27 protein-coding genes are annotated in these 23,655 nt (G+C 31.0%); 10 read left to right on the top strand and 17 right to left on the bottom strand.

All coding sequences use genetic code 11. The annotated features are described in order from the left end of the window. Nucleotides 1-32: 32 nt before the first annotated feature. Genes Q4512_RS14375 through Q4512_RS14385 form a run of 3 tightly spaced genes read right to left on the bottom strand, consistent with a single transcriptional unit; the run spans nucleotide 33 to nucleotide 2,794 of the window. Nucleotides 33-1,214, bottom strand: a complete 1,182-nt coding sequence (locus Q4512_RS14375) for a peptidylprolyl isomerase (protein ID WP_303425893.1) — start codon at nucleotides 1,212-1,214, stop codon at nucleotides 33-35. A 22-nt stretch (nucleotides 1,215-1,236) separates the two neighbouring features. Next, on the bottom strand, nucleotides 1,237-1,782 hold the full coding sequence (gldI, locus tag Q4512_RS14380; protein ID WP_303425896.1) for a gliding motility-associated peptidyl-prolyl isomerase GldI: 546 nt from the start codon (nucleotides 1,780-1,782) through the stop codon (nucleotides 1,237-1,239). Further along, the gene (locus Q4512_RS14385; protein ID WP_303425898.1) at nucleotides 1,775-2,794 is read right to left on the bottom strand and encodes a bifunctional oligoribonuclease/PAP phosphatase NrnA; all 1,020 of its coding nucleotides are present in this window, start codon (nucleotides 2,792-2,794) and stop codon (nucleotides 1,775-1,777) included. Before Q4512_RS14385 ends, gldI begins: the two co-directional genes overlap by 8 nt. Nucleotides 2,795-2,882: 88 nt before the next feature. Between Q4512_RS14385 and Q4512_RS14390 the strand changes: the two genes are divergently transcribed. After that, nucleotides 2,883-3,302 (top strand): nucleoside-diphosphate kinase, encoded by a 420-nt coding sequence (locus Q4512_RS14390; protein WP_303425899.1) that lies wholly within the window; start codon nucleotides 2,883-2,885, stop codon nucleotides 3,300-3,302. Between the two features lie 115 nt (nucleotides 3,303-3,417). Beyond that, on the top strand, nucleotides 3,418-5,967 hold the full coding sequence (locus Q4512_RS14395) for a M4 family metallopeptidase (protein WP_303425900.1): 2,550 nt from the start codon (nucleotides 3,418-3,420) through the stop codon (nucleotides 5,965-5,967). Between the two features lie 153 nt (nucleotides 5,968-6,120). Here Q4512_RS14395 and Q4512_RS14400 read toward each other — a convergent pair whose 3' ends face one another. The 4 genes from Q4512_RS14400 to recF form a co-directional block, all read right to left on the bottom strand. Further along, entirely contained in the window at nucleotides 6,121-6,312 is a 192-nt protein-coding gene (locus Q4512_RS14400) for a cold-shock protein (protein ID WP_183488476.1), read from the bottom strand. Between the two features lie 81 nt (nucleotides 6,313-6,393). Further along, the gene (locus tag Q4512_RS14405) at nucleotides 6,394-6,690 is read right to left on the bottom strand and encodes a DUF721 domain-containing protein (protein WP_303425902.1); all 297 of its coding nucleotides are present in this window, start codon (nucleotides 6,688-6,690) and stop codon (nucleotides 6,394-6,396) included. Nucleotides 6,691-6,721: 31 nt separating this feature from the next. Further along, the gene (locus Q4512_RS14410) at nucleotides 6,722-7,153 is read right to left on the bottom strand and encodes a hypothetical protein (RefSeq protein WP_303425904.1); all 432 of its coding nucleotides are present in this window, start codon (nucleotides 7,151-7,153) and stop codon (nucleotides 6,722-6,724) included. Next, entirely contained in the window at nucleotides 7,150-8,229 is a 1,080-nt protein-coding gene (gene recF, locus Q4512_RS14415) for a DNA replication/repair protein RecF (RefSeq protein WP_303426012.1), read from the bottom strand. Before recF ends, Q4512_RS14410 begins: the two co-directional genes overlap by 4 nt. Before the next feature lie 133 nt (nucleotides 8,230-8,362). On the opposite strand from recF, the gene Q4512_RS14420 reads away from it, so the two are divergent. Then, complete coding sequence (locus tag Q4512_RS14420; protein WP_303425905.1) at nucleotides 8,363-9,133, top strand: tetratricopeptide repeat protein; 771 nt, start codon at nucleotides 8,363-8,365, stop codon at nucleotides 9,131-9,133. A 24-nt stretch (nucleotides 9,134-9,157) separates the two neighbouring features. Next, nucleotides 9,158-9,640, top strand: coding sequence for a 6,7-dimethyl-8-ribityllumazine synthase (gene ribH / locus Q4512_RS14425; RefSeq protein WP_303425906.1), 483 nt, complete (start codon nucleotides 9,158-9,160; stop codon nucleotides 9,638-9,640). 219 nt (nucleotides 9,641-9,859) lie between these two features. Here ribH and Q4512_RS14430 read toward each other — a convergent pair whose 3' ends face one another. Further along, nucleotides 9,860-10,021, bottom strand: coding sequence for a hypothetical protein (locus Q4512_RS14430; protein WP_303425907.1), 162 nt, complete (start codon nucleotides 10,019-10,021; stop codon nucleotides 9,860-9,862). A gap of 29 nt (nucleotides 10,022-10,050) precedes the next feature. On the opposite strand from Q4512_RS14430, the gene Q4512_RS14435 reads away from it, so the two are divergent. The 5 genes from Q4512_RS14435 to Q4512_RS14455 are packed head-to-tail and all read left to right on the top strand — an operon-like array spanning nucleotide 10,051 to nucleotide 14,944. Beyond that, nucleotides 10,051-10,332 (top strand): riboflavin synthase subunit beta, encoded by a 282-nt coding sequence (locus tag Q4512_RS14435; RefSeq protein WP_303425909.1) that lies wholly within the window; start codon nucleotides 10,051-10,053, stop codon nucleotides 10,330-10,332. A 3-nt stretch (nucleotides 10,333-10,335) separates the two neighbouring features. Beyond that, nucleotides 10,336-12,189: a DNA mismatch repair endonuclease MutL gene (gene mutL, locus Q4512_RS14440; RefSeq protein ID WP_303425912.1), complete on the top strand. Its 1,854-nt coding sequence runs from the start codon at nucleotides 10,336-10,338 to the stop codon at nucleotides 12,187-12,189. Between the two features lie 49 nt (nucleotides 12,190-12,238). Continuing rightward, nucleotides 12,239-13,009, top strand: coding sequence for a rhomboid family intramembrane serine protease (locus tag Q4512_RS14445; protein WP_303425913.1), 771 nt, complete (start codon nucleotides 12,239-12,241; stop codon nucleotides 13,007-13,009). Then, nucleotides 13,009-13,872 carry a rhomboid family intramembrane serine protease gene (locus Q4512_RS14450; RefSeq protein ID WP_303425914.1) on the top strand — a complete coding sequence of 288 codons (864 nt, stop codon included), beginning with the start codon at nucleotides 13,009-13,011 and terminating at the stop codon, nucleotides 13,870-13,872. The genes Q4512_RS14445 and Q4512_RS14450 overlap by 1 nt, the downstream gene beginning before the upstream one ends. A 46-nt stretch (nucleotides 13,873-13,918) precedes the next feature. Beyond that, nucleotides 13,919-14,944, top strand: a complete 1,026-nt coding sequence (locus Q4512_RS14455; RefSeq protein ID WP_303425915.1) for an endonuclease/exonuclease/phosphatase family protein — start codon at nucleotides 13,919-13,921, stop codon at nucleotides 14,942-14,944. Between the two features lie 12 nt (nucleotides 14,945-14,956). Here Q4512_RS14455 and Q4512_RS14460 read toward each other — a convergent pair whose 3' ends face one another. The 8 genes from Q4512_RS14460 to Q4512_RS14495 form a co-directional block, all read right to left on the bottom strand. After that, complete coding sequence (locus tag Q4512_RS14460; protein WP_303425917.1) at nucleotides 14,957-15,265, bottom strand: DUF6122 family protein; 309 nt, start codon at nucleotides 15,263-15,265, stop codon at nucleotides 14,957-14,959. Continuing rightward, entirely contained in the window at nucleotides 15,265-15,885 is a 621-nt protein-coding gene (locus Q4512_RS14465; RefSeq protein WP_303425919.1) for a WbqC family protein, read from the bottom strand. The genes Q4512_RS14460 and Q4512_RS14465 overlap by 1 nt, the downstream gene beginning before the upstream one ends. A 12-nt stretch (nucleotides 15,886-15,897) precedes the next feature. Further along, nucleotides 15,898-16,128 (bottom strand): four helix bundle protein, encoded by a 231-nt coding sequence (locus tag Q4512_RS14470; protein ID WP_368389421.1) that lies wholly within the window; start codon nucleotides 16,126-16,128, stop codon nucleotides 15,898-15,900. Beyond that, entirely contained in the window at nucleotides 16,101-17,696 is a 1,596-nt protein-coding gene (gene lepB / locus Q4512_RS14475; protein WP_303425921.1) for a signal peptidase I, read from the bottom strand. The genes Q4512_RS14470 and lepB overlap by 28 nt, the downstream gene beginning before the upstream one ends. Before the next feature lie 87 nt (nucleotides 17,697-17,783). Next, nucleotides 17,784-18,482 carry a 4-hydroxy-tetrahydrodipicolinate reductase gene (gene dapB, locus Q4512_RS14480; RefSeq protein ID WP_303425923.1) on the bottom strand — a complete coding sequence of 233 codons (699 nt, stop codon included), beginning with the start codon at nucleotides 18,480-18,482 and terminating at the stop codon, nucleotides 17,784-17,786. A 51-nt stretch (nucleotides 18,483-18,533) separates the two neighbouring features. Beyond that, nucleotides 18,534-19,142, bottom strand: coding sequence for a DUF5683 domain-containing protein (locus Q4512_RS14485; protein WP_303425924.1), 609 nt, complete (start codon nucleotides 19,140-19,142; stop codon nucleotides 18,534-18,536). Then, complete coding sequence (locus Q4512_RS14490) at nucleotides 19,132-20,037, bottom strand: ParB/RepB/Spo0J family partition protein (protein WP_303425925.1); 906 nt, start codon at nucleotides 20,035-20,037, stop codon at nucleotides 19,132-19,134. Before Q4512_RS14490 ends, Q4512_RS14485 begins: the two co-directional genes overlap by 11 nt. Before the next feature lie 3 nt (nucleotides 20,038-20,040). Beyond that, nucleotides 20,041-20,805 carry a ParA family protein gene (locus Q4512_RS14495; protein WP_303425926.1) on the bottom strand — a complete coding sequence of 255 codons (765 nt, stop codon included), beginning with the start codon at nucleotides 20,803-20,805 and terminating at the stop codon, nucleotides 20,041-20,043. Nucleotides 20,806-21,030: 225 nt separating this feature from the next. Between Q4512_RS14495 and Q4512_RS14500 the strand changes: the two genes are divergently transcribed. Continuing rightward, complete coding sequence (locus Q4512_RS14500) at nucleotides 21,031-22,485, top strand: CotH kinase family protein (protein WP_303425927.1); 1,455 nt, start codon at nucleotides 21,031-21,033, stop codon at nucleotides 22,483-22,485. Here Q4512_RS14500 and Q4512_RS14505 read toward each other — a convergent pair. Continuing rightward, nucleotides 22,480-23,619 (bottom strand): metallophosphoesterase, encoded by a 1,140-nt coding sequence (locus tag Q4512_RS14505; protein ID WP_303425928.1) that lies wholly within the window; start codon nucleotides 23,617-23,619, stop codon nucleotides 22,480-22,482. The two genes, Q4512_RS14500 and Q4512_RS14505, sit on opposite strands and share 6 nt — an antisense overlap. Nucleotides 23,620-23,655: the final 36 nt, after the last annotated feature.

The raw sequence follows: 23,655 nt of genomic DNA on the forward strand, positions 1-23,655 counted from the left end.
GAGCTGCTTTTTTTATAAAATAGAATTCTTAATTACTTTTGAATTCCCATTATCTCTAAATCAAAAACTAAGTTTGTGTTTGGAGGTATAGGTCCCATTCCGTTTTCGCCATAACCTAAATAACTAGGAATAAAAACGTGAGCTTTATCACCAACATTCATGTTAAGCATTGCTTCTCTAAATCCAGGAACAAGAGTTGCCGTTTCGTTATATATCATTGGAAATGGTTTGTATCCACCTTTTTTATCACGTTGCTCGTTGTATTGGTCGTTGTCTTTAGCTACTTGAACCCAACTGGTATCAAATAATCTACCATCTTCAAAGAAACCAGCGTAGTTAATTAGTACTTTGTCTGTAGCTGTTGGTTTTACACCATTTTTAGCTTCGTCTACAATCATTACTAAACCAGTAGGAAGTGTTTTTATAGTCCCTTTTTTAGCTTCATTCTTTTTTAAGAAATTTTCGGTAGCAACTTTTGCTTGTTCTTTAAGTTTTGCTGCTGCTTCTTCTTTTAACTTTTTAGTTCTTTCGTCAATTTTAGGTAATTCTTCAGTGTATACTTTAGGAGCATCAAATGCTTTTGCTAATTTTCCTTTTCTAATAATGTTTAATTCATTTATAACAACATCAATAAAAGGCTTATTGCTTGGTTTTTCAATTTGAACATTAGAGATACTATCTTGTACTTCTAAACCTAAAACAACTTCTCCAAAAACAGCATGACAACTAACTCTAGGATTGTCGCATTTTTTTAAGTTTCCTTGTGCATCAAATGCATCTAAGTTTGGTGTAGGACCTTCTGTTATAAAAAATTGACTACCATTAGTATTTGCTCCAGAATTAGCCATAGATAATATTCCCGGTTTGTCATGTCTTAAATCTGGGTTAAATTCATCTGTAAACTTATAACCAGGATTTCCCGATCCAGTTCCTGTTGGATCACCTCCTTGAATCATAAATTTGTCTATCACTCTGTGAAAAGTTATTCCGTTATAGAATCTTTTTCCTTTTAAAGAATCGGTAACATTTGGATGTGTACCTTCTGCTAATGCTACAAAATTAGCAACGGTAACAGGAGCTTGTTCAAAATATAATTTAGCGACCATTGTACCTTTGTTGGTTACAAATTCTGCATAAAGACCATCTTCAAGATCTGGATATTTGTCTTGGCAAGAGGTAACACTTAATAAAAGTGCTAGAATAAAAATTTTCATAGTTTGTTTTAAAAAATTCATGTTAATTAGATTGATTTTGAGTTATTGAATTTACGGTTACTTCACATATTAAAGGAATGCTTGTTCCTATTCTATTATTGTCTCCATAATAACCATATGCTTTTGGTGATGGAAAAAGAAAAGTAACAGTCTCTCCAGATTTCATAAGTTTTAAACCTTCACGTAAACCAGTAAAAAGTTCTTGCTTATCCATCGCATAGTTTTGGGTTTTTAATTCTTCTTTAGAATAAATTAAGTTTCCATTTAAAGTTTTTACGTTGTAATTAAAATTTACAATGTCACCAAATTTAGGCTTTATAATACTGTCTTCTATCTTCGTGTTATAATAATACCAGAAACCGCTTTGCGAAGCTACATAGTTATTCTCTGGATTTTTATCCATTATGGCTTCTATGTTAACTTGTTCTTTCGCAAAAAGCTCTTTGTTTCTAGCAACAGACTCTTCAATAAAAGAACCAGAAGTAGCAGAAATGGGCCTTCTTGCTTCTGGTGATTTACAAGATGCGAATAGTATTAAAAAAAATGATAATATTACAAATTTATTCATTGTTTAAAGCCTTTTTATAGCTTGGTAATATACTAATAAATTTTTCAATGGTTTTATTCATATCTGTATCGCTTTTACCTCCTGCTGCATTAGTATGTCCTCCACCTGAAAAATGTGCTCTTGAAAATTCGTTTACAGAAAAGTCCCCTTTAGATCGTAACGATATTTTTATGATACTTTGTTTTTGGTCTTCAATAAAAATTGCTGCAAATATAATGTTTTGAAGAGATAATGCATAGTTTACAAATCCTTCCGTATCTCCTTTTTTGTAATCAAAATTGTTTAATTCTTGTTGCGAAAGGGTGATATAAGCAGTTCGGTATTCTGGTAAAATTTTTAGATTGCTCAAGGTACACCCTAATAATTGTAATCTGTTGTAGCTATTAGTATCGTAAATAGCATTATGTATTTGTGCATTTTGTGCTCCTTTGTCTATTAAGTCTGCAATTACTCTATGTGTTGTAGAAGTTGTTGAAGAAAACCTAAAAGACCCAGTGTCTGTCATAATTCCTGTGTATAAACATGTTGCTATATCTGCATCAATTTTAGTTATATCATCTAGCATATTTATAAAATTATAAACCATTTCGCAAGTAGAACTCATGCGTACATCGCTATAGGTGTATAATGCATAATCATCGGGTTGTTGGTGATGATCTATCATTATTTTTAGGGCTTCACTTTTAGCAAGAATAGCCTCCATATCTCCCGTTCTATTTAAGGCATTAAAATCTAAAGTGAAAATAATTTCTGCTTGATGTATTAAAGCATCACTCGTTTTAGTTTGCATATCATATTTTAAAATAGTGTTTTCGCTTGGCATCCATTTTAAAAAATCAGGATAATCATTTGGAGCAATAACGCAAACTTCATGATTATATTTTAATAGATATAAATATAGTCCTAATGTAGATCCTATAGCATCTCCATCTGGGTTTTTATGAGGAACAATTACAATTTTTTTTGGGGATTGTAAAAGTGTTTTAATGTTACTAATGTCTTGTTTTTTCATAGGTAGCGAAGATACAATTTTTTAATAATGGATTATATTGTTTTTATGAAGAAATACATTACTTTTGCAAAAAAATTATATTTAAAAAATGGCAACAAATAGAACATTTACAATGCTTAAACCAGATTCTGTTGAAAAAGGGAATATTGGTGCAATTTTAGAAAAAATCACAGCTTCAGGGTTTAAAATCGTAGCAATGAAGTTAACACAAATGACATCTGCTGATGCGCAAGCATTTTATGCAATACACAGCGAACGTCCATTTTTTGGAGAGTTAGTAGAGTACATGACACGTGGACCAATCGTTGCAGCTATCTTAGAAAAGGATAATGCAGTTGAAGACTTTCGAACTTTAATTGGTGCAACTAACCCTGCCGACGCAGCAGAAGGTACTATACGTAAACTGTATGCAGCATCTATTGGTGAAAACGCTGTTCACGGAAGTGATAGTGATGAAAATGCAGCTATTGAAGGTGCTTTCCATTTTTCTGGAAGAGAAATGTTCTAGGAAATTCACATAACAATTATTAAAAAAGCCTGCAATTTGCAGGCTTTTTTGTTTCTATAATTTAGCTAAGTTTAAACTTTAAATAAGTTGTAGTATCTTTATAAAAAAAAATATAATGAAAAAATCTTCCAGACTTTTATTACTTTTCTTCTTGTTAGCGATTACTGCTAATGCGCAAGAAATACAAAAGAGTATTGCTTCGTTTGTAAATGAAACAAATGCAATTGTTACCATTAATGAAAATACTGAAATTGTAAATTTCGTTAAGTTTCAATCTGCAAATCCTTTAGTCTTAGAAGGGGGAACATTAGAACAAAAAGTATTTCAGTTTCTAGAAAAATATAAAGGAATATTTAATATGAATTCAGTGGAAGATTCTTTTATTGTTGAAGGAACAAAAACGGATACATATGGGTTTCAACACATAACATTTAATCAGGTTTATAATGGGGTTGCTGTATATGATGGTCAATTAAAGTTTCATTTTAATAGTGACAATAAACTAACTTCTATTAATGGAAATTTCATTCCAAATATTAAACTTTCAGCGTTACCAAATATACCAAAAGAAACAGCGAGTAGTGTCGCTATGGAAGCTGTAGGGAAACAAAATATAAATACTTCTCGTAAACCTTTAAAAGTAAATAAAAACACATTATATGTTTTTCAAAAAGGATTGGCTCAAGGAAATTACACTTCAAAACATCTTGTCTATGAAGTGGAAATTAGAAATGATGTAGATGTAAGAGAGTTTGTTTTTGTCGATGCACATTCTCAAGAAATAGTTGAGCAGTTTACAGGAATGGCTAATGCTTTACATCGAATTGTTTATGAAGATAATACCTCAAACATTGTTTGGGAAGAAGGAGATGCCTTACCAGGAACTTTATCAAACTGGCAGTTAAATGAAGTAGAAACTTCAGCACAAGTATATTATTTGTTTAATAATACTTTTGGTTTTGATTCTTATGATGGTTCTGGGGCTCAAATGCGAACGGTTAACAACGATCCAAATGTTGCAAATGCAAGTTGGAATGGTTCTACCACAAACTATCGTGATGGTACAGCAGCCGATGATGTCATTGCGCATGAATGGGGGCACGCATATACCGAATACACAAGTGGTTTAATTTATGCTTGGCAAGCTGGAGCAATAAATGAATCTTATTCTGACATTTGGGGAGAAACTATTGATTTGTTAAATAATTATGAAGATGAAGGAGAAGATTTTTCTTTAAGAACAGGCTGTTCGAGTTCCGATAGATGGAGAATGGGAGAAGACGCCACTTATTTTAGTGCTGCAATTCGTGATCTTTGGGATCCTACCTGTAACGGAGATCCAGGTAAGCTTACAGATGCTGAGTATCACTGTTCCGATAGTGATTCTGGTGGAGTACATGTTAACTCTGGAGTACCAAATCATGCCTACGCTTTATTAGTAGATGGAGGAACTTATAATGGACAAACTATTAACGGAATTGGGTTTACTAAAGCGGCTCATATTTTTTGGAGAGCTCAAAGTACATATCTAAGTGCTACAAGCGATTTTTCGGTTTTAGCAGATGCTTTAGAAACTTCTTGTATAGATTTAATAGGAATAGATCTTCCTGAATTAGTGACTACAAACACTACAGCAGGAGCTTCTGGTGAAATTATTACAGTTGCAGATTATGACGAATTAGTAAAAGTGCTTTTGGCTGTTGAGATTCGTATCTTACCAGAACAATGTAATTTTACAGCGATTTTACAAGAAGTACCAGAATTATGTGAGCCTGCGACTAATAATGCTGTGTTTTTTGAAGATTGGGAATCTGGTTTAGGAAATTGGGTAGCTACCGAATTACCAAGCAATGCTTCAACTTGGGAGTCTAGACCATGGAGTATAGATGCTAATTTACCTAATGGTAGAAATGGGCAAGCTGTTTTTGGTGCAGATCCTGTAAATGGTGATTGTGCAACAGATTTACAAAACGGAATAATTAGATTAGAAAGTCCATTAATCACATTACCAGATTTTACAGAGGGTGTTTTTGAAATGGCTTTCGATCATTATGTTGCTACAGAATCGCAATGGGATGGTGGAAATATAAAATATAGTGTTACTAATGGTCTTTTGTGGAATATTGTTCCAAGTTCTGCATTTACACATAATCCATATAATAATACCTTAAATACTAATGGAAATGATAATCCATTGCAAGGTCAAGAAGCTTTTACAGGAACCAACGGAGGTAGTATAGGAGGTAGTTGGGGAAAAAGTATTATAGATTTATCGGCAATAGGAGTAGGAGCAAATAGTACTGTTAAATTTCGATGGGAATTAGGTACAGATGGTTGTAATGGTAGAGTAGGTTGGTATTTAGATGATGTGGTAATTTATAATTGTGATAAAGCTTTATCTGTTACAAATTTTGAAGCTTTAAATAACAGTATAAAAGTGTATCCAAATCCATCTAATGGTTTATTTACAATTCTTAAAACGCAAAACATAAATTTAAGTACTGCTAGTATTCATGATATCAATGGAAGATTTATTAAGCAAATAGATTTAACCAATATGCAAAAGCAAAAAGATATCAATATATCTAATTTAGCTTCTGGTATTTATTTTATGACAGTTGCTTCTTCAGAAAGTAAAGCAGTTATTAAGCTTGTTAAAAAGTAATCGTAATCGTATTATTATAATTGTAATAGAAAAGCACAACTATAATCGTTGTGCTTTTCTATTTGATGTTCCCTGTAAATTAGAACATAATGCAAAACAAAAAAAACGCAACCTATTGGTTGCGTTTTTGTTCTAAAAAGATAAGCGTATATATTAGATAACTTTTACGTTTATTGCGTTTAATCCTTTTTTTCCTTCTGTTAATTCGAACTCAACTTCATCGCCTTCACGAATCTCATCGATTAATCCCGAAATGTGTACAAAATGTTCTTTGTTTGAACCTTCTTCTGTGATAAAACCAAATCCTTTGGTATCGTTGAAGAACTTTACTGTTCCTTTACTCATTGTTAAAATATTAAATATTAATTAATTCTATTAAGGCAAATATAGTGCCAATAAATTTAATAAACTGTAATTATTTGTAATTTATCTTAATACTAGTTTCTTAATTACCTCTTTTCCAAGACTCTCATTAAGCATTTTGATTATTTTTTCTTTACCATAGCTCAATTCTTCGCGTAAAACACTAGAGCTTAATTGTATATATAAAGTATCTCGTTCTAATTGTATTGCTGTTGTGTAATTGTTTACACCATTTCCCATTAAGTTAGCCCAAGCTTCGGCTACATTAACTTTGTCTAAGCCTTTTTCTAGTCTGTTAGTTTCTACAAACTCTTTTAAAGCATCTGCTATACTTAGGTTTTCATTATTCCGTTTTGCCATGTTTACTTCCCACGTAAGTGGGAATATTTATTTAATTAGTATTTATTTCACCTAAATCTAAAGGTAGATAACGCTTATATAAATATACGTCCTTATTCTGGTTTATTATTTTTAATTGCTCTGTAGTTGCTAACAAAATGCTTTCTTTCCAAGTAGCAAAAGGTGTTGTGTAATATATATTTAAACTGTCGTTTTCTATTATTACCTTTATGTTTTCTACATCTTTAGAGGTTTCAAAAGTACCAATGAAATTCGGTTTTAACTTTTTTCTAATTCCTGTGAAACTATCGTTTATTTCGAAATAATCAATAGTATCGTTATAATTGTAGTCTTTTTTGCTTCCGTCTTGTAAAATCACTTCATCAATTTCCCAATATCCATTTATATGAGGAATAAAAGTTTCCGGATTTGGCGAACAGCTAAAAATAAATAGTGTTAATAATAAAAATGCGTATGGTTTCATAGCTTGAAAATTTCAAAAGATTGGTGTACTTGTTTTACAGCATTTTCGGTGCGTTCTGCATGTGTGTCGCTAATAAATAGTTGCCCAAAATTTTCATCATCTACTAACTTAATAATTTGTGCAACGCGTTGTTCGTCTAGCTTATCAAAAATATCATCTAAAAGTAGAATAGGATTTACACCACTTTGTTTTTTAATGAAATCGAATTGCGCCAATTTTAAAGCTATTAAAAATGATTTTTGTTGCCCTTGACTTCCAAACTTTTTAATAGGATGCGCTTCTATATTAAAAACTAAATCGTCTTTATGAATTCCTGTACTTGTATACTGAAGTGCTTTATCTTTATTAATAACTCGCATTAAAAGAGTGTTGAGATCTCCTTCAAATAAATCACTTTTATATACCAAATCTACGGTTTCATTATTATTGCTAATTGCTTCATAACGCGATTTAAAAATAGGAATAAACTCTTGTAAAAAAGTATCTCGCTTTTTAAAAATACGTGTTCCATAATCGGTTAGCTGATTGTTGTAAACTTCTATTGTGTCTTGATTATAAGTGTTGTTTAGAGCAAAATATTTTAATAAAGAGTTGCGCTGCGCTAGAATCTTATTATACTTAATTAAATCGTCTAAATAAGTCTTATCACTTTGTGAAATCACACTATCTATAAATTTACGTCTTGTGTCACTTCCTTCCGTAATTAAATCTCTATCTGCTGGCGAAATAATCACCAAAGGCAAAAAACCAATATGCTCGCTAAATTTTTCGTAAGCCTTATTATTTCGTTTAATTACCTTTTTCTGACCTCTTTTTAAACTAACCGCAACTTTTTCTGTGTTATTTTCTTTTTCATAATCGCCATTAATTACAAAAAACTCTTCATTGTGTTTTATATTTTGAGAAGCAACAGGATTAAAATAACTTTTACCAAAAGACAGATGATAAATTGCATCTAAAATATTGGTTTTCCCTATGCCATTGTTGCCAACAATGCAATTTATTTTTTCATTAAATGAAAAAGAAATGCTGTCAAAATTCTTGTAATTAAGTAGAGAAAGTGATTTTAAAATCATAAAAAAGTTAGATAAACGTAATTCTAGAAGTTGTTTTCTTAAAATGTCTTGCAAATTATTGAAAAATAACAAATAAATAAACCTTATTTCTGAAGAAAAATTTTATTTTTGCCTCGCAATAATTAAGAATATAATGGCAACATACAAGAAAAGAGGATATAAACCGAAAACTAAAGTAGAAGAAGTTCAAGTAGAAGAAGAAAACTCAACAACTGCAGAAGTTTTTAATACACTAGATGAAACAGCTTCTAAAACAGAAGATTGGGTTATTAAAAATCAAAAATACATTTTTGTAATTATTGGTATAGTTGCAGTATGTGTGTTAGGTTATTTAGGTTACAAAGAATTTGTTTCAAAACCTGCTCAAACAGAAGCGATGAACGATATGTTTCAAGCGCAAAAATATTACAACGAAGCGGTAACTGGCGCAGACAAAGATTCTTTATTTAATCTAGCATTAAATGGAGGAGAAGGTAAGTATGGAATGTTAGATATTATATCAGAACACAGTGGAACAGACGCTGCTAATCTTGCAAATTATTATGCAGGAATGGCTTACTTAAACATGAAAGATTACAAAAATGCAGTTTCGTATTTAGGTAATTATACAGGGAAAGACGAAGCTACTGGACCTATTGCTAAAGGTGCAATTGGTGATGCATTTGTTCAATTAAACCAAAAAGAGGATGCTTTAGGCTATTATGTTCAAGCAGCAGAATTGCGTAACAACGAATTAACTACACCAATGTATTTATTCAAAGCTGGTGTTATAGCTCTAGATTTAGGAAAAGCTACTGAAGCATTAAAGTATTTTACTAAAATTAAAGAAGAATATTCTTCTGCTACAGAAGCTACAAATATTGATGTATTTATTGGCAAAGCAGAAGTGTTGGCTAGTAAATAAATTACCGCTTTCGCGGAAAAAAATATGGCAACAGTAAATAAAAATTTATCCGATTACGATAAAAACACAATCCCAAATGCGAAAGATTTTCGATTTGGGATTGTTGTTTCAGAATGGAATGATAATATAACCGAAGGTTTATTTGAAGGCGCATATAACACACTTATTGAAAACGGTGTAACAGAAGAAAATATACTTCGTTGGAATGTTCCTGGAAGCTACGAACTTATTTTTGGAGCAAAAAAAATGCAACAATATAATGTAGATGCAGTAATTGCAATTGGAAGCGTAATTCAAGGTGAAACAAAGCACTTTGATTTTGTTTGTGAAGCAGTTTCTCAAGGTATTAAAGACTTAAATGTTTTACACGATATACCCGTAATTTTCTGCGTGCTTACCGATATGAACATGCAACAAGGTATTGAACGTTCTGGCGGAATTCATGGCAATAAAGGTACAGAAGCTGCTGTGGCTGCTATTAAAATGGCTGCACTAAATACGCTTTAGTTTTTAGCGCATAGTCGCGTTTGCAATCGAAGGCTTAGACTTTACAAAACTATTTTGCTTTTTTACAAGTTTATAAAGAAACAAGCTTAATTGAATCTTGTTAACATTTTTTAGCACTTTCAAACCAATATTTCCTTGTAAATTAAGTAAATTTGAAAGGTAACGTACTTTTAATTTTACAGTGAATTTATTTAAACAGCGCAGAAACAAATCGTTTAACTACACTCCAAGACACCAAACGGAACAGGAGCAAAACCCTAAAGAAGGACTAGCTTCTAAATGGGAAGAAATTCGTGGTACTTCTAAACGTAAAAGCACTTTTTTTTCAAGCTTACCTCTTATGGTGTTGTTTTTGATAGCTGTGTTAGTACTCTTATACATTTTAAGTCGTTACTAATAAAGCAAACATTATGGGAATTTTTAAAACAAGACAAAATAAAAAGTTTGATTATACACCGCAACACTTTAAAGGGGAAGGAAATCCTTATGAAATTAAACATAAATTTGATGACCATAGACAAACAGTTGGTAGTCAAGGCGGACTTAAATCGAAGTTAGTTTCAGCACTAAACGATTATAAACACAACGAAGATAAAACAGCAAATAAACGCGTTTTAATTATAATCGCTATTCTCATCTTTGTATTTTTGTTTATTATAGATTTCGATTTATCTATATTCTTTTCAAAATAATTTATGGCAGACATTATTCAACTTTTACCAGATCATGTTGCAAACCAGATAGCAGCAGGAGAAGTAGTACAACGGCCTGCTTCAGTAGTAAAAGAATTACTAGAAAACGCAGTAGATGCACAAGCTACAAGTATTAAGCTAATTGTAAAAGAAGCTGGTAAAACCCTAATTCAAGTGATTGATGATGGTAAAGGAATGAGTACAACAGATGCTCGTTTAAGTTTCGAGCGTCATGCAACTTCCAAAATTCGTACCGCAGATGATCTTTTTCAATTAAATACCAAAGGCTTTCGCGGTGAAGCTTTAGCAAGTATTGCTGCTATTGCTCATGTAGAATTAAAAACCAAACAAGAAGGGGAAGAAGTTGGAACAAGTATTATTATTGAAGGCAGCGAAATTGTAGAACAGGAAGTAGTGGTAGCTCCTAAAGGAACTTCTATTGCAGTAAAAAATCTGTTTTTTAATATTCCTGCACGACGCAATTTTTTAAAGTCGAATACCGTAGAATTGCGTCATATAATAGACGAATTTCATCGTGTTACACTAGCGCATCCTAATATTGCATTTGCGATGTATCATAATGGATCGGAATCTTTTCAGCTACCAGAAAGTAATTATAGGCAACGTATTGTAAATATTTTTGGAAACAGAACCAATGAAAAATTAGTTCCTGTAGAAGAAGATACCGAAGTATTAAAGATTTCAGGATTTGTAGGTAAACCAGAATACGCCAAAAAATCGCGAGGAGAACAATTCTTTTTTGTAAACGATAGATTTATAAAAAGTGCCTATCTAAACCACGCTATTGCATCGGCTTTTGAAGGTTTATTAAAAGATGGCGCACATGCGAGTTACTTTTTAAACTTACAGGTAAACCCGCAAACTATTGATATTAATATTCATCCAACAAAAACCGAAATTAAGTTTGACGATGAGCATACCCTCTATGCAATTTTACGTTCGTCTGTAAAACATAGTTTAGGGCAATTTAATATAGCTCCTGTTTTAGATTTTGAACGCGATGCAAATTTAGACACCCCTTATGGTTTTAAAAATAAAGGGGCAAATACTCCAACAATAGAAGTAGACAGAAGTTTTAATCCTTTTCAAGAAGAAAAAGAAACAAGAACAAAACCACAAGTTTCTTATAAAAAGGAAACTGCTGGAAGTTGGGAAGGTTTATATGTTGGTTTAGAGTCTAAAAGCACGAAAACACAACAGGATTTTAGCGAAGTACATTTTGAAAGCGATGAACAAACTGCTTCTATGTTTACTAATGAAAATGAAGTAGAGCAACAGCAATCTACCTATCAACTAAATAATAAATATATTATTAGTAAGGTGAAATCTGGAATGCTACTTATCGATCAGCATAGAGCGCATCAACGAGTACTTTACGAAGATTTTTTGAAAAATTTAACGGTAAAAGAAGCGATGAGTCAACAGTTGTTATTTCCACTGCAATTGCATTTTTCATCGCAAGAAATTACAATTATAAATCAGGTTAAAGAAGATTTAGAACACACAGGTTTCATGTTTGCTTCCATTCATACAGATAGTATCGAAATAACAGGAGTTCCTGTAAGTGTTCCAGAAAGTGAAGTTTCAATCATTTTAGAACAGCTTATTAGCGATGTGGAAAATGAAGTGCCAGATAGTAATTTTAGTGCAACCGATTTATTAGCAAAGTCGATGTCTAAAAGTCTAGCAATTAAAACCGGACAAAGTCTAAGTTTACAAGAACAAGAACATTTGGTGAATAAACTCTTTGCTTGTAAAGAGCCTAATGTTTCACCAACCAATAGGCCAACTTTTGTTACTATGACTATGGATGAGTTGGATAGAAAATTTTTATAATATATAATAAGAGGATTCCCTTTTTCAAGGGAATAAAAACAAGTTTTTGATGAATAGAATAACAGATACAGTAAAACATTTAATTATCATAAACGTACTAATGTTTATTGGTACTTTGTTTGTAGGTGGAGGACAATTGTTTTATGAATGGTTTGCTTTATATTTTCCTAAAAATGAAGCATTTCAACCTTGGCAAATTATTACGCACATGTTTATGCATGGTGGTGCAGATTTGCAAAATCTAAGTCTAATGCATTTAGGTTTTAATATGTTTGCTTTATGGATGTTTGGTTCTTCTGTAGAGCAGGTTTTAGGAAGTAAGAAATTTTTGTTTATCTATATTTCAGCAGGTTTAGGAGCCGTATTGTTTCAATTGGGGTATTACTATTTCAGTTATATTCCTTTATATGATGAATTGATTGCTTCTGGATTAACAAATGATCAATTAGTGCAAATGTTTACTTCTAATGAAACTATTTCTGGTATTACTGATGCACAATTAGTAAATCTAAAACAAGCTTTTCCTATTTACAATGCTTCAATGGTTGGAGCATCTGGTTGTATTATGGGAATTCTTGCAGCATTTGGTATGATGAATCCCGAAGCAAAACTGATGATGATTTTTTTACCAATTCCTATAAAGGCAAAATATTTTATTCCAGGAATTATTCTATTAGATGTTATTTCTGCAATCTCAGGACAATCTTTCTTTAGTCCAAGTAATACAGCGTATATGGCACATGTTGGTGGTGCTATAACAGGATTTATAATCATGTGGTATTGGAAAAAAAATCAGTTTAATCAAAATCGTTGGGATTAATGACAAATCTAAATCAGGACATTAAACAAAAATTAACGCAGCTTAATGTGTTTGAAAAGCTTATTGCTGTTAATATTCTTGTTTTTATTATAGCGCAAGTTTTAAGATTTGTATTAAATACAGCATCTAGTATGTCTTGGTTAGAACTGCCTAGTGATTTTTTTACTTTTTTAAAACAACCATGGAGTATTATTAGTTATGCTTTTGTGCATTATGATTTTATACACATGTTGTTTAATATGCTTTGGCTATATTTTATAGGTCGAATGTTTATTAATTTATTTAACACCAAACTAGCTTTAAATGTGTACTTTCTGGGTGCTATTTTTGGTGGCCTCGTTTTTTTATTAGGCTACGCATTATTGCCAGATGTATTTAGCGCTGGTCATCGATTAGTTGGTGCTTCTGGAGCTGTTAGAGCTTTGCTAATTTTTATGTGTGCTTATATGCCTAATATGGATTTGCGTTTCTTTACCTTTAATATTAAATTAAAACACGTAGGTTTTGCTATTATTATTTTAGATTTTATTGGTCTTTTTGGCGGAAATGCAGGAGGGAATTTAGCACATTTTGGAGGAACTATTCTTGGTTATTTTTACGCAACACAACTAACTAAAGGAAAGGATATAGGAAAAGGTTTTGAAGGAGTTATGGATCGTTTTGCAAATCTTTTTAAGAAAAATCCTTCTAAATTAAAAACAGTTCATAAAAATAAAAGTAAGGTTGCGGGCTATACTAAAGATGAATTTAAAGAGTTTAATAACCAGAAGCAAATTGATGTTATTTTAGATAAAATAAGCAAAAGTGGCTACGAAAGTTTAACCAAAGAAGAAAAAGAATTATTGTTTAGAGCAGGTAAGTAGAACAGTAGTCAATAAGTAGTAAACATGTTTACGTTTTAAACAGCACATGAAAAATTTAAATTTTATAAATAAAATAGTATTCTTCTTCAACTCTGTTGCTGCTACGCTTTTATTGCTTTCTTATGTGTTGCCTTTTGTACCTCCAAAAACATTTTCAATTTTATCTGTCTTAAGTTTAGGTGTGCCTTTTTTAATTTTAGTAAATGTATTATTTTTTTTATACTGGTTATTAAAAATTAAAAAACAGTTCTTTTTATCTTTATTCGTTCTAGTTATTGGCTATATGTCTTTTGGTTCTTTGTATAAATTTTCAAACAAAGTAGAAGTAGCTAAAGCGAGTAGTCTTACCGTTATGAATTATAACGTGCGACTTTTTAATTTATATCATTGGATTGAAGAAGACAATACCGATTTGAAACTAATTGATTTTATTAAAGAAAAGGCTCCTGATGTAGTTAGTTTTCAAGAATACCATCCTAAAGAAAATATAGATTTGTCTTTTTTTAAATATAAATTTGAAAAACTTACAGGTAATAAAATTAAATTCGGACAAGCAATTTTTTCACAATATCCAATAATAAATTCAGGTTCTGTTGCTTTTCCAAATACTTCTAATAATGCCATTTTTGTAGACATTGTAAAGGAAAAAGATACTATTCGTGTATATAATGTGCATTTACAATCTTTAAAAATCGATACTAAGGTGGAAACTATATCGCAAGAAGATTCGGAGCGTTTAGTAAGGCGTATTGGGAAATCTTTTGAAATGCAACAAACGCAAACCGAATTGTTTTTAAAGCATAAAAAGCAGTGTAAGTACAAAGTAATTGTTAGTGGCGATTTTAACAATACAGCATTTTCTTATGTATATAAAGAAATTAAAGAAGGTTTAAAAGATGCTTTTAAAGTAGCAGGAAATGGTTTTGGTAGAACCTATGATTTTAAATTTTTTCCTACACGAATTGATTTTATTCTAGTAGATAAAAATTTTAAAGTAGATACTTTTAAAACCTATGATGTGCATTACTCCGATCATTTTCCTGTAATGACTAAGTTGTCTTTAGTGGATTAGTCTTTTTTAGAATTACATAAAAGAACAATCTACATAATCTGCAAGCATGTGTATGCATAAACCAAGTCCGATTAATCTTGTTTTTTTAGGAAGTAATAACAACACATAAACGATCATTGCGTAATAGGTATGTAACGGATGAAAGTTTATACTACATCTATTTGCTTCAAAAATTGGTGTTGCTAGTAGATGATCTACATCTATAATAATTGCAGCAGCCAGTATTAAATAGGTAACTTTCCAATTGCTTTTATAAAAGAGAAGTGCAATTAGTAATGGGAAACCAAAGTGAATTCCATAATGTAAAAAAGATTGCAGCATTATAGATGTTTAAACTGATTTTCTAGATAATTTATAGCATTTGTTCCTTCATTAAAAAGTAAATCTAAGATGCTTAAATTAGAAATATATCCATGTTTTTCGTTGAATACTTGTGTGTAATTATCAAAATTGAAATTTGGTTCTTTTCTAGAGTTTACCAAATATCTAAAGTCGGATTGGTCTGTAATTTCTTTTTGAAAAATTTCCGTTTCCGAAGATTTTATATCCAGTTGTAAGCATTCTAAAATGGTTTCAAAACATTTTAAATTAAAGTCTAAAAGGAATTCTGCTTTTTGTGTAAATAAAGGTTGTAATTCATCTTCGTAAAATTCAAAAAAAGGAGAGGTTCTATAAGCAGATTCTAGAGATTTCCAATGTAAGGTTTGCCATTTTTCGGCATTATGAATTTTAATATCGCTGTATTTTTGTCTTTCCTTTTGCGAGTATATTACAGGTACACTTAGTTGTAATTTGCCATTTGCACCATAAATAAAACTTCTATTTCTATAGGTTTGCTTTTGGTAATTGTCGTGCATTTCAAATACAACATTATTAGCTTGAAGCATAGCTGCAAAATGTGCTATATTAGGAAAGTAAGTTGGATGTATAAGGATGTTCATTTGTAGATGCGTTTATTTTTTGATTTGATAATTTTTCAACGCATTCAATTTATTGGTAATACTTTCAACGTTTATTCTTAATTGTGAACACAACCAATACTTTTCCTTATAAGGAAAAGTATTGGTTGTGTTATAAATAGTTTTAGTTAATTCTTTTGTTTCCTTCCAAACTTCTAACTTTTCAAAACTATATTGATACATATTAAAATAAACAATTAATTTGCTTCTTTTCTCTTTCTCCATTTACCATAACCATACCAACCAAGTAATAAAACTAAAAACGGAATTAAGTACGAAACACGCTCTCCACTACCACCAACAGTGGTGAATAAACGATCCCATCGTATTTTGTTCTTAATACCTTTGCCATCACTATCCCAACTAAACCAAATAAAAACAGGTTTACCAACTACGTGGTCAAAAGGTACAAATCCCCAAGTTCTTGAATCTTGAGAGTCATGTCTGTTATCTCCCATTAACCAATAGTAATCTTGTTTAAAGGTGTAGTTTGTTGCTAGCGTATCATTAATAAATATCTGGTTTCCTTTTACTTGTAATGTGTTATTTTCGTATTCTGTAATAATACGTTTGTAAAGTGGTAAAACATTTAAATTTAAGTCTACCGTTTTTCCTTTTTCAGGAATGTATAAATTTCCGAAATAATCGTTATTCCAGTTGTAGTTTGGATCGTGCGGAAAAATATTTGCATCTCGTTTTCCTTCTTCACTTTTTAAAGGAATGATTTTATCGATTTTCGGATTATTTTTAAATTTCTCTAAATCGCCTTTATAAATTCCCATAAAGATATGATCATTTCCGCTTTTTCCAATTCTATTCGGATTCATATCATACCTATCATGAAGATATTGCAGATTAAAATTTTGATTGTTTTTTGTTTTTACTCGGTACGAAAATTGCAATTTAGCTCTGTCTGGTAGTTCATTTTGTTTTCCGTTAATAAATACATATCCATCACGAACAGATAAAGAGTCTCCAGGTAAACCAACACAACGTTTTACATAGTTTGTTCTCTTGTCTATTGGCTTATTGTAGTTTCTGTCTGGTCTAGGAACAGTCATGCTATACGATGTGTCTATTGGCCAGTTAAAAACCACAATATCATTACGTTTTATTTTTTGTAATCCAGGAATTCGCATATAAGGTAAAGACAACTTATTAATCCAAGAAGTGTTCTTTTTTTCTAAGTTATCATCATACAAATACGATTTCTTTTTTATAAAAGGAATCGTGTCATGTACCATTGGCGCAGCAACGGTTGTCATAGGTACTCTTGCACCGTAGTGAAATTTACTAACAAATAAGAAATCACCTACTAATAACGATTTTTCTAAAGATGAAGTAGGAATCGTGTATGGTTGCATAAAATAGGTGTGTACAATAGTTGCGGCAACAATTGCAAATAAAATAGAACTTGCCCAATCTCCCGAAGCAGATTTAGGATGTAAACTTCTGTCTTTAACATGCTCTACATCTGCAATATAATTAAGATAATAATTGTAAAATCCGAAGCTAATAATTGCTAAAAAAGTATCTAAAGGTTGGTTTTTGCCAAAGCTTCTAGCGGTTTCTACCCAAATTACCGGAAACATGATAAGATTAACAATTGGTAAAAATAAAAGAATCGTGTAGTACCAAGGTCTGTTAATAATTTTCATTAAAATTACTGCATTGTAAACTGGTACAAATGCTTCCCAAGCTTGTCTTCCTGCTTTTGTATAAAGTTTCCAGGTTCCTAATCCGTGGATGACTTGGATACTAATAAAAAAGATAAATAATTGCGTAAATGTCATAATCTGTATAATGATAATTGCTTGTAGCAATTAATTAATTGTTGTTAGTTGTTGCTTGTGTGTGTTATGTTACAAATATATTACTACTTAACTAATATTTAACACATCTTTCATTGTAAAAACGCCAGTTTTTCCAAGTAACCATTCTGCGGCAACAACTGCTCCAAGAGCAAATCCTTGTCTGTTATGTGCTGTATGTGTAATGTCTATTGTGTCGACATCACTTTTATAAGAAATGCTATGTGTTCCAGGAACGTCTTCTATTCGTTTTGCGATTATTGGTAAAGCATTTTCAGTATTTTGGTCTAAACTCCAATTAGTATAACTAGTGTGTTCTTTAATAATATCGTTTGCAAGTGTAATTGCTGTTCCGCTTGGTGCATCTAGCTTTTGTGTGTGATGAATTTCTTCCATAGATACTTTATAGTCTTTTAAAGTATTCATCATTTTAGCTAAGTAATTGTTTAATTCAAAAAATATATTTACACCTAAACTAAAATTAGAGGCATAGATGAAGGCTCCTTTTTTTTCTTGACATAATGCTACGGCTTTGTCATAATCTTCTAACCAACCAGTTGTTCCCGAAATTACAGGAATATTATTCTCTATACAATTAGATATGTTTTTGTATGCTGCTGTAGGAATACTAAAATCGATAGCAATATCTGCTTCAGAAATATCATAATCTTCATCCATTGCTTTGGTAACAATAGTATGACCACGTTGTATTGCTATCTGTTCAATGGTTTTTCCCATTTTTCCGTAGCCAAGAAGTGCTATTTTCATCAAAAATATAAATTTTTATTTCCGAGATATCGGAAATACTATTAATGTCTATTAAAATTTAAAATTTAGAGTAAGTCCTAAATCTCCTGTATTATCAAATTCGTTAATTTTATAATGCGGCATAAAAGTAAGATTCTCGTCTACATTAAATTGCAATAAATGCGCATCTACATTTGCCCAAACAATGTTTAATATATAAATACCTGCAGTAATTAAAAGGGATAATTCTTTGTTTCTTCGTAATGTACTTTGTGCTTCTTCTAAACCATCATCTGTAATTGTATCATAGAATTCGTCGTCTGTAAAGCCTGCTAATCTACGTTTGTAAGCATCACGATAGCGATTGTATTCCTTTTGGTTGTCTAAATAAAAATACATTCCAGCACCTAGTCCTGCGTAAATAACAGGAACTTTCCAATATTGTTTAAGATGTATGTGGCCTAAACCTGGTAAAACAGCAGAATAAAAAGCAGCACGAGCAGGAGTAAGCGGGTCTATTGGTTCTCTTGTACTAATTTCTCCATCGATAACAATTCCTTCTTCAGCTAATTGTTTTTTTGTTTCTTTGGTTACTTCTTCTTTAGGTTCTTTTTCTTGTGCTAAAGCCGATAAACTAAAACAAATGCTTAAGAATAGGAATATGAAAAGTTTATTTTTCACTTTGTACTAACTTTTTTATTCTATTAAAATCTTCTTCCGAATGAAAAGGAATTGTAATTTTCCCTCTACCATTACTAGAAACTTTAACGTCTATTTTATGACCAAAGTATTCCGAAAAATCTTTCATGCCTTTTTTAACAAACTTTGGCAATTCTTCTTTTGTTTTCTTTGGTATGTTTACTTCTTGTGTCTTATTGTAGTTTTTAACTAGTGCTTCTGTGTCTCTAACAGATAATTTGTTTTGAAGTATTTTTTCATAAATATCTAACTGAATAGATTGGTCTTCAATATTAATTATTGCACGACCATGTCCCATAGAAATAAAACCATCTCGCATTCCTGTTTGAATGATTGGATCTAGTTTTAATAAACGTAAATAGTTAGCAATTGTAGATCGTTTTTTACCAACACGCTCGCTCATTTGCTCTTGTGTTAATTGGATCTCGTCAATAAGACGTTGGTAGGATAATGCAATTTCAATAGGATCTAAATCTTGACGTTGAATATTTTCTACCAAAGCCATCTCTAGACTTTCTTGGTCGTTCGCTATTCTAATATAAGCAGGAACGGTTTCTAAGCCAATTAATTTGGATGCACGAAAACGACGTTCACCAGAAACCAGTTGGTATTTTTCGAAGCCTAATTTTCTAACCGTTATTGGTTGTATAACACCAAGTTCTTTAATAGATGAAGCTAGTTCACGAAGAGATTCTTCATTAAAATTAGTACGTGGTTGAAAAGGATTCATTTCAATTAAATCCAATTCTAACTCTACAATATTACCAATTACCTTGTCGGCATTTTTGTCTTCTGCATTTTGTATATCGTTACTAGGGTCTTTTAAAAGGGCAGAAAGTCCTCTTCCTAAAGCCTGTTTCTTTGTTGCCTTCGCCATAATCTAGGAGTTTTTTGTAATCACTTCTTTAGCCAAACTTAAATAATTACTTGCACCTTTACTAGAAGCATCATAATTAATTATACTTTCGCCATAACTTGGCGCTTCACTTAAACGTACATTACGTTGAATGATGGTTTTAAAAACCATATCGTTAAAATGTTTTTGCACTTCTTCTACCACTTGGTTGGAAAGGCGTAAACGCGAATCGTACATGGTTAATAATAGGCCTTCAATGTCTAAATCTGGATTGTGAATTTTTTGAACACTTTTTATGGTGTTTAATAATTTTCCTAAACCTTCTAATGCAAAATATTCGCATTGAATTGGTATTATTACTGCATCGGAAGCTGTTAAAGCATTCAATGTTAATAAGCCAAGAGAAGGAGCACAGTCAATTAAAATATAGTCGTAATCCTCTTTGATTTCTTGTAAAGCCTTTTTTAACATATACTCGCGAGATTCTTTATCGACAAGTTCTATTTCAATAGCAACAAGATCTATATGGGCTGGAATAATATCTAGGTTAGGTGTTTCTGTTTTAACAATAGCCTGTTTGGCCGAATTTGTATGCTCTAAAAGTTGGTACGTACCAATTTCTACAGTTTCTACATCGATACCAAGACCAGAAGTTGCATTTGCTTGCGGATCTGCATCTATTAGAAGTACTTTTTTTTCAAGTACACCAAGTGAAGCTGCTAAGTTTATTGAGGTTGTAGTTTTACCTACCCCTCCTTTTTGATTAGCAATTGCTATAATTTTACCCATTAATTTCATTTCATTTTAGGAACAACCAAAAATACGATTATTTATGGGTTTATAAAACCGAAGTTGTTAACAGTTGGTTAAAAGAAGGTGTGTTTTATGGCATGGTTTTTAAAATAGTAACCATTACAAGGTTAAAACATTATTTTTCATGAGATTATGTGTATTGTTAAATAGACAGGTCTTACTATATTAACTATTTTTACAAAACTTATTTTTTAATAGATTATGAAACAATTTGTACAATTTCTATTTTCAGTTTCCCTTTTGTTAAACGTACTAAACGCTTTTGCTCAGGAAGTTATTGCCAAAAACGGAAGTTATGGAATAGATAAAGAAAACAGAGTTATTGTTTGGCATACTAGCAATCTAGATTCTTTAACTTCTGTTAATGAAAAGATTACTAGTATTAAATTTGATGCATCTTTTACATTAGTAAATAGCAAAAAACAACTCTCATACTCTAATATTAATGTTGTTAAAGGGAAAGAAGCATATACATTATATATTTCTAAGCTTCCATTGGTTCATATAACTATAGATACTACAACTATAAATAATCAATATAAAAGGCCTGGGTATTTTACCCTTTTTTCCGATACGGAATATATAAAAAGTACAATAGGAGTAAGGCATCGTGGTAATTTATCATTGTCTTTTCCTAAAAAATCATTCGATATAGAATTTTGGACAGATAGTATATCTAAGCAGAAAAAAGATGTTAAATTTAAAGGTATGCGATCTGATGATGATTGGATTCTAGATGGATTATATAATGAGCCTTTACGTTTAAGGTCTTATATCTCAACTAAATTATGGAATAAAATTCATTCTCCTTATTACGCAAAAAAAGAGCCAAACGCTAAAAGTGGTTTTGATGTAGAATTTGTCGAGGTATTTAAAAATAACTCCTATTATGGTCTTTATCAATTATCAGAATCTGTGGATAGAAAACAATTAAAACTAAAAAAAAATAAAGCAAATATTATTCATGGAGAATTGTATAAAGCACATTCTTACAAAGGTGGACCAGGTTTTACAAAGTCTCCTGCAGAATATAATAATATTTTTCCGCATTGGAACGGTTGGAAAACCGAATACCCATTTATTGATTATACATCCGATTTTAGTAATTTATCTGCTTTTACAAATTTGGTAGTACATGCCTCAGACAAAGATTTTTCGCAAAGGATAGAAACTAATATCCATATAGAAAATGCTATTGATTATTATCTTATGGTAAATATAATTAGAGCTTCAGATAATATGGGGAAAAATTATTATTTGGGAAAATATGATATATTAGAACCTTACTTTTTTGTGCCATGGGATTTAGATGGGGTTATGGGAATTATTCAAGACGGAAAACGAGAACGAGGTGTTAATCAAATTTTATCTAATGGACTTTTTGATAGATTGTTAGAAAACAATCCAAATGAATACAAAGCAAAAATGAAATCCAGGTGGTTTACTTTAAGAGAAAATGCTTTTAGCAAAGAAGCATTGTTAGGTAGTATTACAAAAATATATGATAGATTTACTGTTGAAAAAATTTACGAACGTGAACAATTGATTTGGATTAATAAGTTGAATGATCTACCCAATACAGACCATTATGAATATCTAGAAAATTGGATTGAAGAAAGATTAACCAATCTAGATGAGTATTTTAAATCGCTATAAACTATTTGGTAACAGCTTTTTTATTTTGGTATCATCAATACTAAAAATAGTGTCTTTTTTAATAAGTAATCCTTTTGTTTTGCCCGAAAACTTTAGCTTTCCATGGTGTACATCTGTTCTAATAACCGTGCCGTCAAAATCTGTTGATATATCTTTAACCGTAGTGTGACCAATTATAATTTTTTTAGAATTGTAATGTTTTAAAATTTTTTGTAGCTCAAAAGCTCTTATTTTATCATATTTTATTCGGTTGGTAATTAATCCTCTATACCAAAAAGGAGCATGAGAACTATACAGAAATTTAACAGTTTCATTTTCTTTATCTGTTAAAGCGTAATATTTTAATCTAGTAATTTTATTTATTTCATCTAAAGTTAATCTGTATTTTAATATTTCTGGACTCAAACCAGCGTGTACGAATAGATAGTTTCCTATTTTTTCAATAACATTTTTTGTAGCGAGCCATTTACCTAATTCAGACTTTTTAGAATACATAAACTTAGTAGCTTCTTTTGGGTCTTTTAGTTTACTTATATCTTGTGCTGCTTTTATGTATTTGCCGCGATTATATCTATGGTCACCTTGAAAATTAAGTATTTCATGATTGCCTAATATAAAATGTACAGCTCCGTTTTGTTTTTTTGCTTGGTGTTCTAACTTATAGATTAACCATAAAACTTGTGTTACATTTATTCCTCTATCTACAAAATCACCACCCAATACTAAATGACCATCGTTAAAAATCCAATTGTGGTTTTTGTCTATTACATTATTAGCAATTAAAAAACTAGCAAACGCATTGTAGTTCCCTTCAATGTCTGAAATGACAATCATTTTTTCAGGTAAACTATAAATGGTTTTAGGTAAAGTGTACTCTTTTTCTAAGGTGACAAAAAAAGCATCTTCCTCTACATTATTTACTCTAACAAGTATGGAATCCCTTTTAAAAAAGGATCTTGCAGTAAGTTTATTTTCTTTATTTATATAATATATGCTATCGTTAATTATATAAGGCCCATCATTGCCATTAAATGAAATTATTTTTTCTTTTTTTGTTGGATGATTAGATTTTGTAACATTGTCTTTTTGTTGTGCTTTTGGAAATGGGTTTGTTTGTGCAAAACTTTTAGTCATACAACTTGACAAGCATAGTATGAAGCATATAATATA

This window comes from Oceanihabitans sp. 2_MG-2023, assembly GCF_030547245.1.
Lineage (GTDB): Bacteria > Bacteroidota > Bacteroidia > Flavobacteriales > Flavobacteriaceae > Oceanihabitans.

Excerpts from the sequence above, each read along its gene's own strand:
- Q4512_RS14375 (WP_303425893.1), bottom strand. The coding sequence starts at position 1,214 with ATGAAAATTTTTATTCTAGCACTTTTATTAAGTGTTACCTCTTGCCAA.
- gldI (WP_303425896.1), bottom strand. The coding sequence starts at position 1,782 with ATGAATAAATTTGTAATATTATCATTTTTTTTAATACTATTCGCATCT.
- Q4512_RS14385 (WP_303425898.1), bottom strand. The coding sequence starts at position 2,794 with ATGAAAAAACAAGACATTAGTAACATTAAAACACTTTTACAATCCCCA.
- Q4512_RS14390 (WP_303425899.1), top strand. The coding sequence starts at position 2,883 with ATGGCAACAAATAGAACATTTACAATGCTTAAACCAGATTCTGTTGAA.
- Q4512_RS14395 (WP_303425900.1), top strand. The coding sequence starts at position 3,418 with ATGAAAAAATCTTCCAGACTTTTATTACTTTTCTTCTTGTTAGCGATT.
- Q4512_RS14400 (WP_183488476.1), bottom strand. The coding sequence starts at position 6,312 with ATGAGTAAAGGAACAGTAAAGTTCTTCAACGATACCAAAGGATTTGGT.
- Q4512_RS14405 (WP_303425902.1), bottom strand. The coding sequence starts at position 6,690 with ATGGCAAAACGGAATAATGAAAACCTAAGTATAGCAGATGCTTTAAAA.
- Q4512_RS14410 (WP_303425904.1), bottom strand. The coding sequence starts at position 7,153 with ATGAAACCATACGCATTTTTATTATTAACACTATTTATTTTTAGCTGT.
- recF (WP_303426012.1), bottom strand. The coding sequence starts at position 8,229 with ATGATTTTAAAATCACTTTCTCTACTTAATTACAAGAATTTTGACAGC.
- Q4512_RS14420 (WP_303425905.1), top strand. The coding sequence starts at position 8,363 with ATGGCAACATACAAGAAAAGAGGATATAAACCGAAAACTAAAGTAGAA.
- ribH (WP_303425906.1), top strand. The coding sequence starts at position 9,158 with ATGGCAACAGTAAATAAAAATTTATCCGATTACGATAAAAACACAATC.
- Q4512_RS14430 (WP_303425907.1), bottom strand. The coding sequence starts at position 10,021 with ATGTATAAGAGTACTAACACAGCTATCAAAAACAACACCATAAGAGGT.
- Q4512_RS14435 (WP_303425909.1), top strand. The coding sequence starts at position 10,051 with ATGGGAATTTTTAAAACAAGACAAAATAAAAAGTTTGATTATACACCG.
- mutL (WP_303425912.1), top strand. The coding sequence starts at position 10,336 with ATGGCAGACATTATTCAACTTTTACCAGATCATGTTGCAAACCAGATA.
- Q4512_RS14445 (WP_303425913.1), top strand. The coding sequence starts at position 12,239 with ATGAATAGAATAACAGATACAGTAAAACATTTAATTATCATAAACGTA.
- Q4512_RS14450 (WP_303425914.1), top strand. The coding sequence starts at position 13,009 with ATGACAAATCTAAATCAGGACATTAAACAAAAATTAACGCAGCTTAAT.
- Q4512_RS14455 (WP_303425915.1), top strand. The coding sequence starts at position 13,919 with ATGAAAAATTTAAATTTTATAAATAAAATAGTATTCTTCTTCAACTCT.
- Q4512_RS14460 (WP_303425917.1), bottom strand. The coding sequence starts at position 15,265 with ATGCTGCAATCTTTTTTACATTATGGAATTCACTTTGGTTTCCCATTA.
- Q4512_RS14465 (WP_303425919.1), bottom strand. The coding sequence starts at position 15,885 with ATGAACATCCTTATACATCCAACTTACTTTCCTAATATAGCACATTTT.
- Q4512_RS14470 (WP_368389421.1), bottom strand. The coding sequence starts at position 16,128 with ATGGAGAAAGAGAAAAGAAGCAAATTAATTGTTTATTTTAATATGTAT.
- lepB (WP_303425921.1), bottom strand. The coding sequence starts at position 17,696 with ATGACATTTACGCAATTATTTATCTTTTTTATTAGTATCCAAGTCATC.
- dapB (WP_303425923.1), bottom strand. The coding sequence starts at position 18,482 with ATGAAAATAGCACTTCTTGGCTACGGAAAAATGGGAAAAACCATTGAA.
- Q4512_RS14490 (WP_303425925.1), bottom strand. The coding sequence starts at position 20,037 with ATGGCGAAGGCAACAAAGAAACAGGCTTTAGGAAGAGGACTTTCTGCC.
- Q4512_RS14495 (WP_303425926.1), bottom strand. The coding sequence starts at position 20,805 with ATGGGTAAAATTATAGCAATTGCTAATCAAAAAGGAGGGGTAGGTAAA.
- Q4512_RS14500 (WP_303425927.1), top strand. The coding sequence starts at position 21,031 with ATGAAACAATTTGTACAATTTCTATTTTCAGTTTCCCTTTTGTTAAAC.
- Q4512_RS14505 (WP_303425928.1), bottom strand. The coding sequence starts at position 23,619 with ATGACTAAAAGTTTTGCACAAACAAACCCATTTCCAAAAGCACAACAA.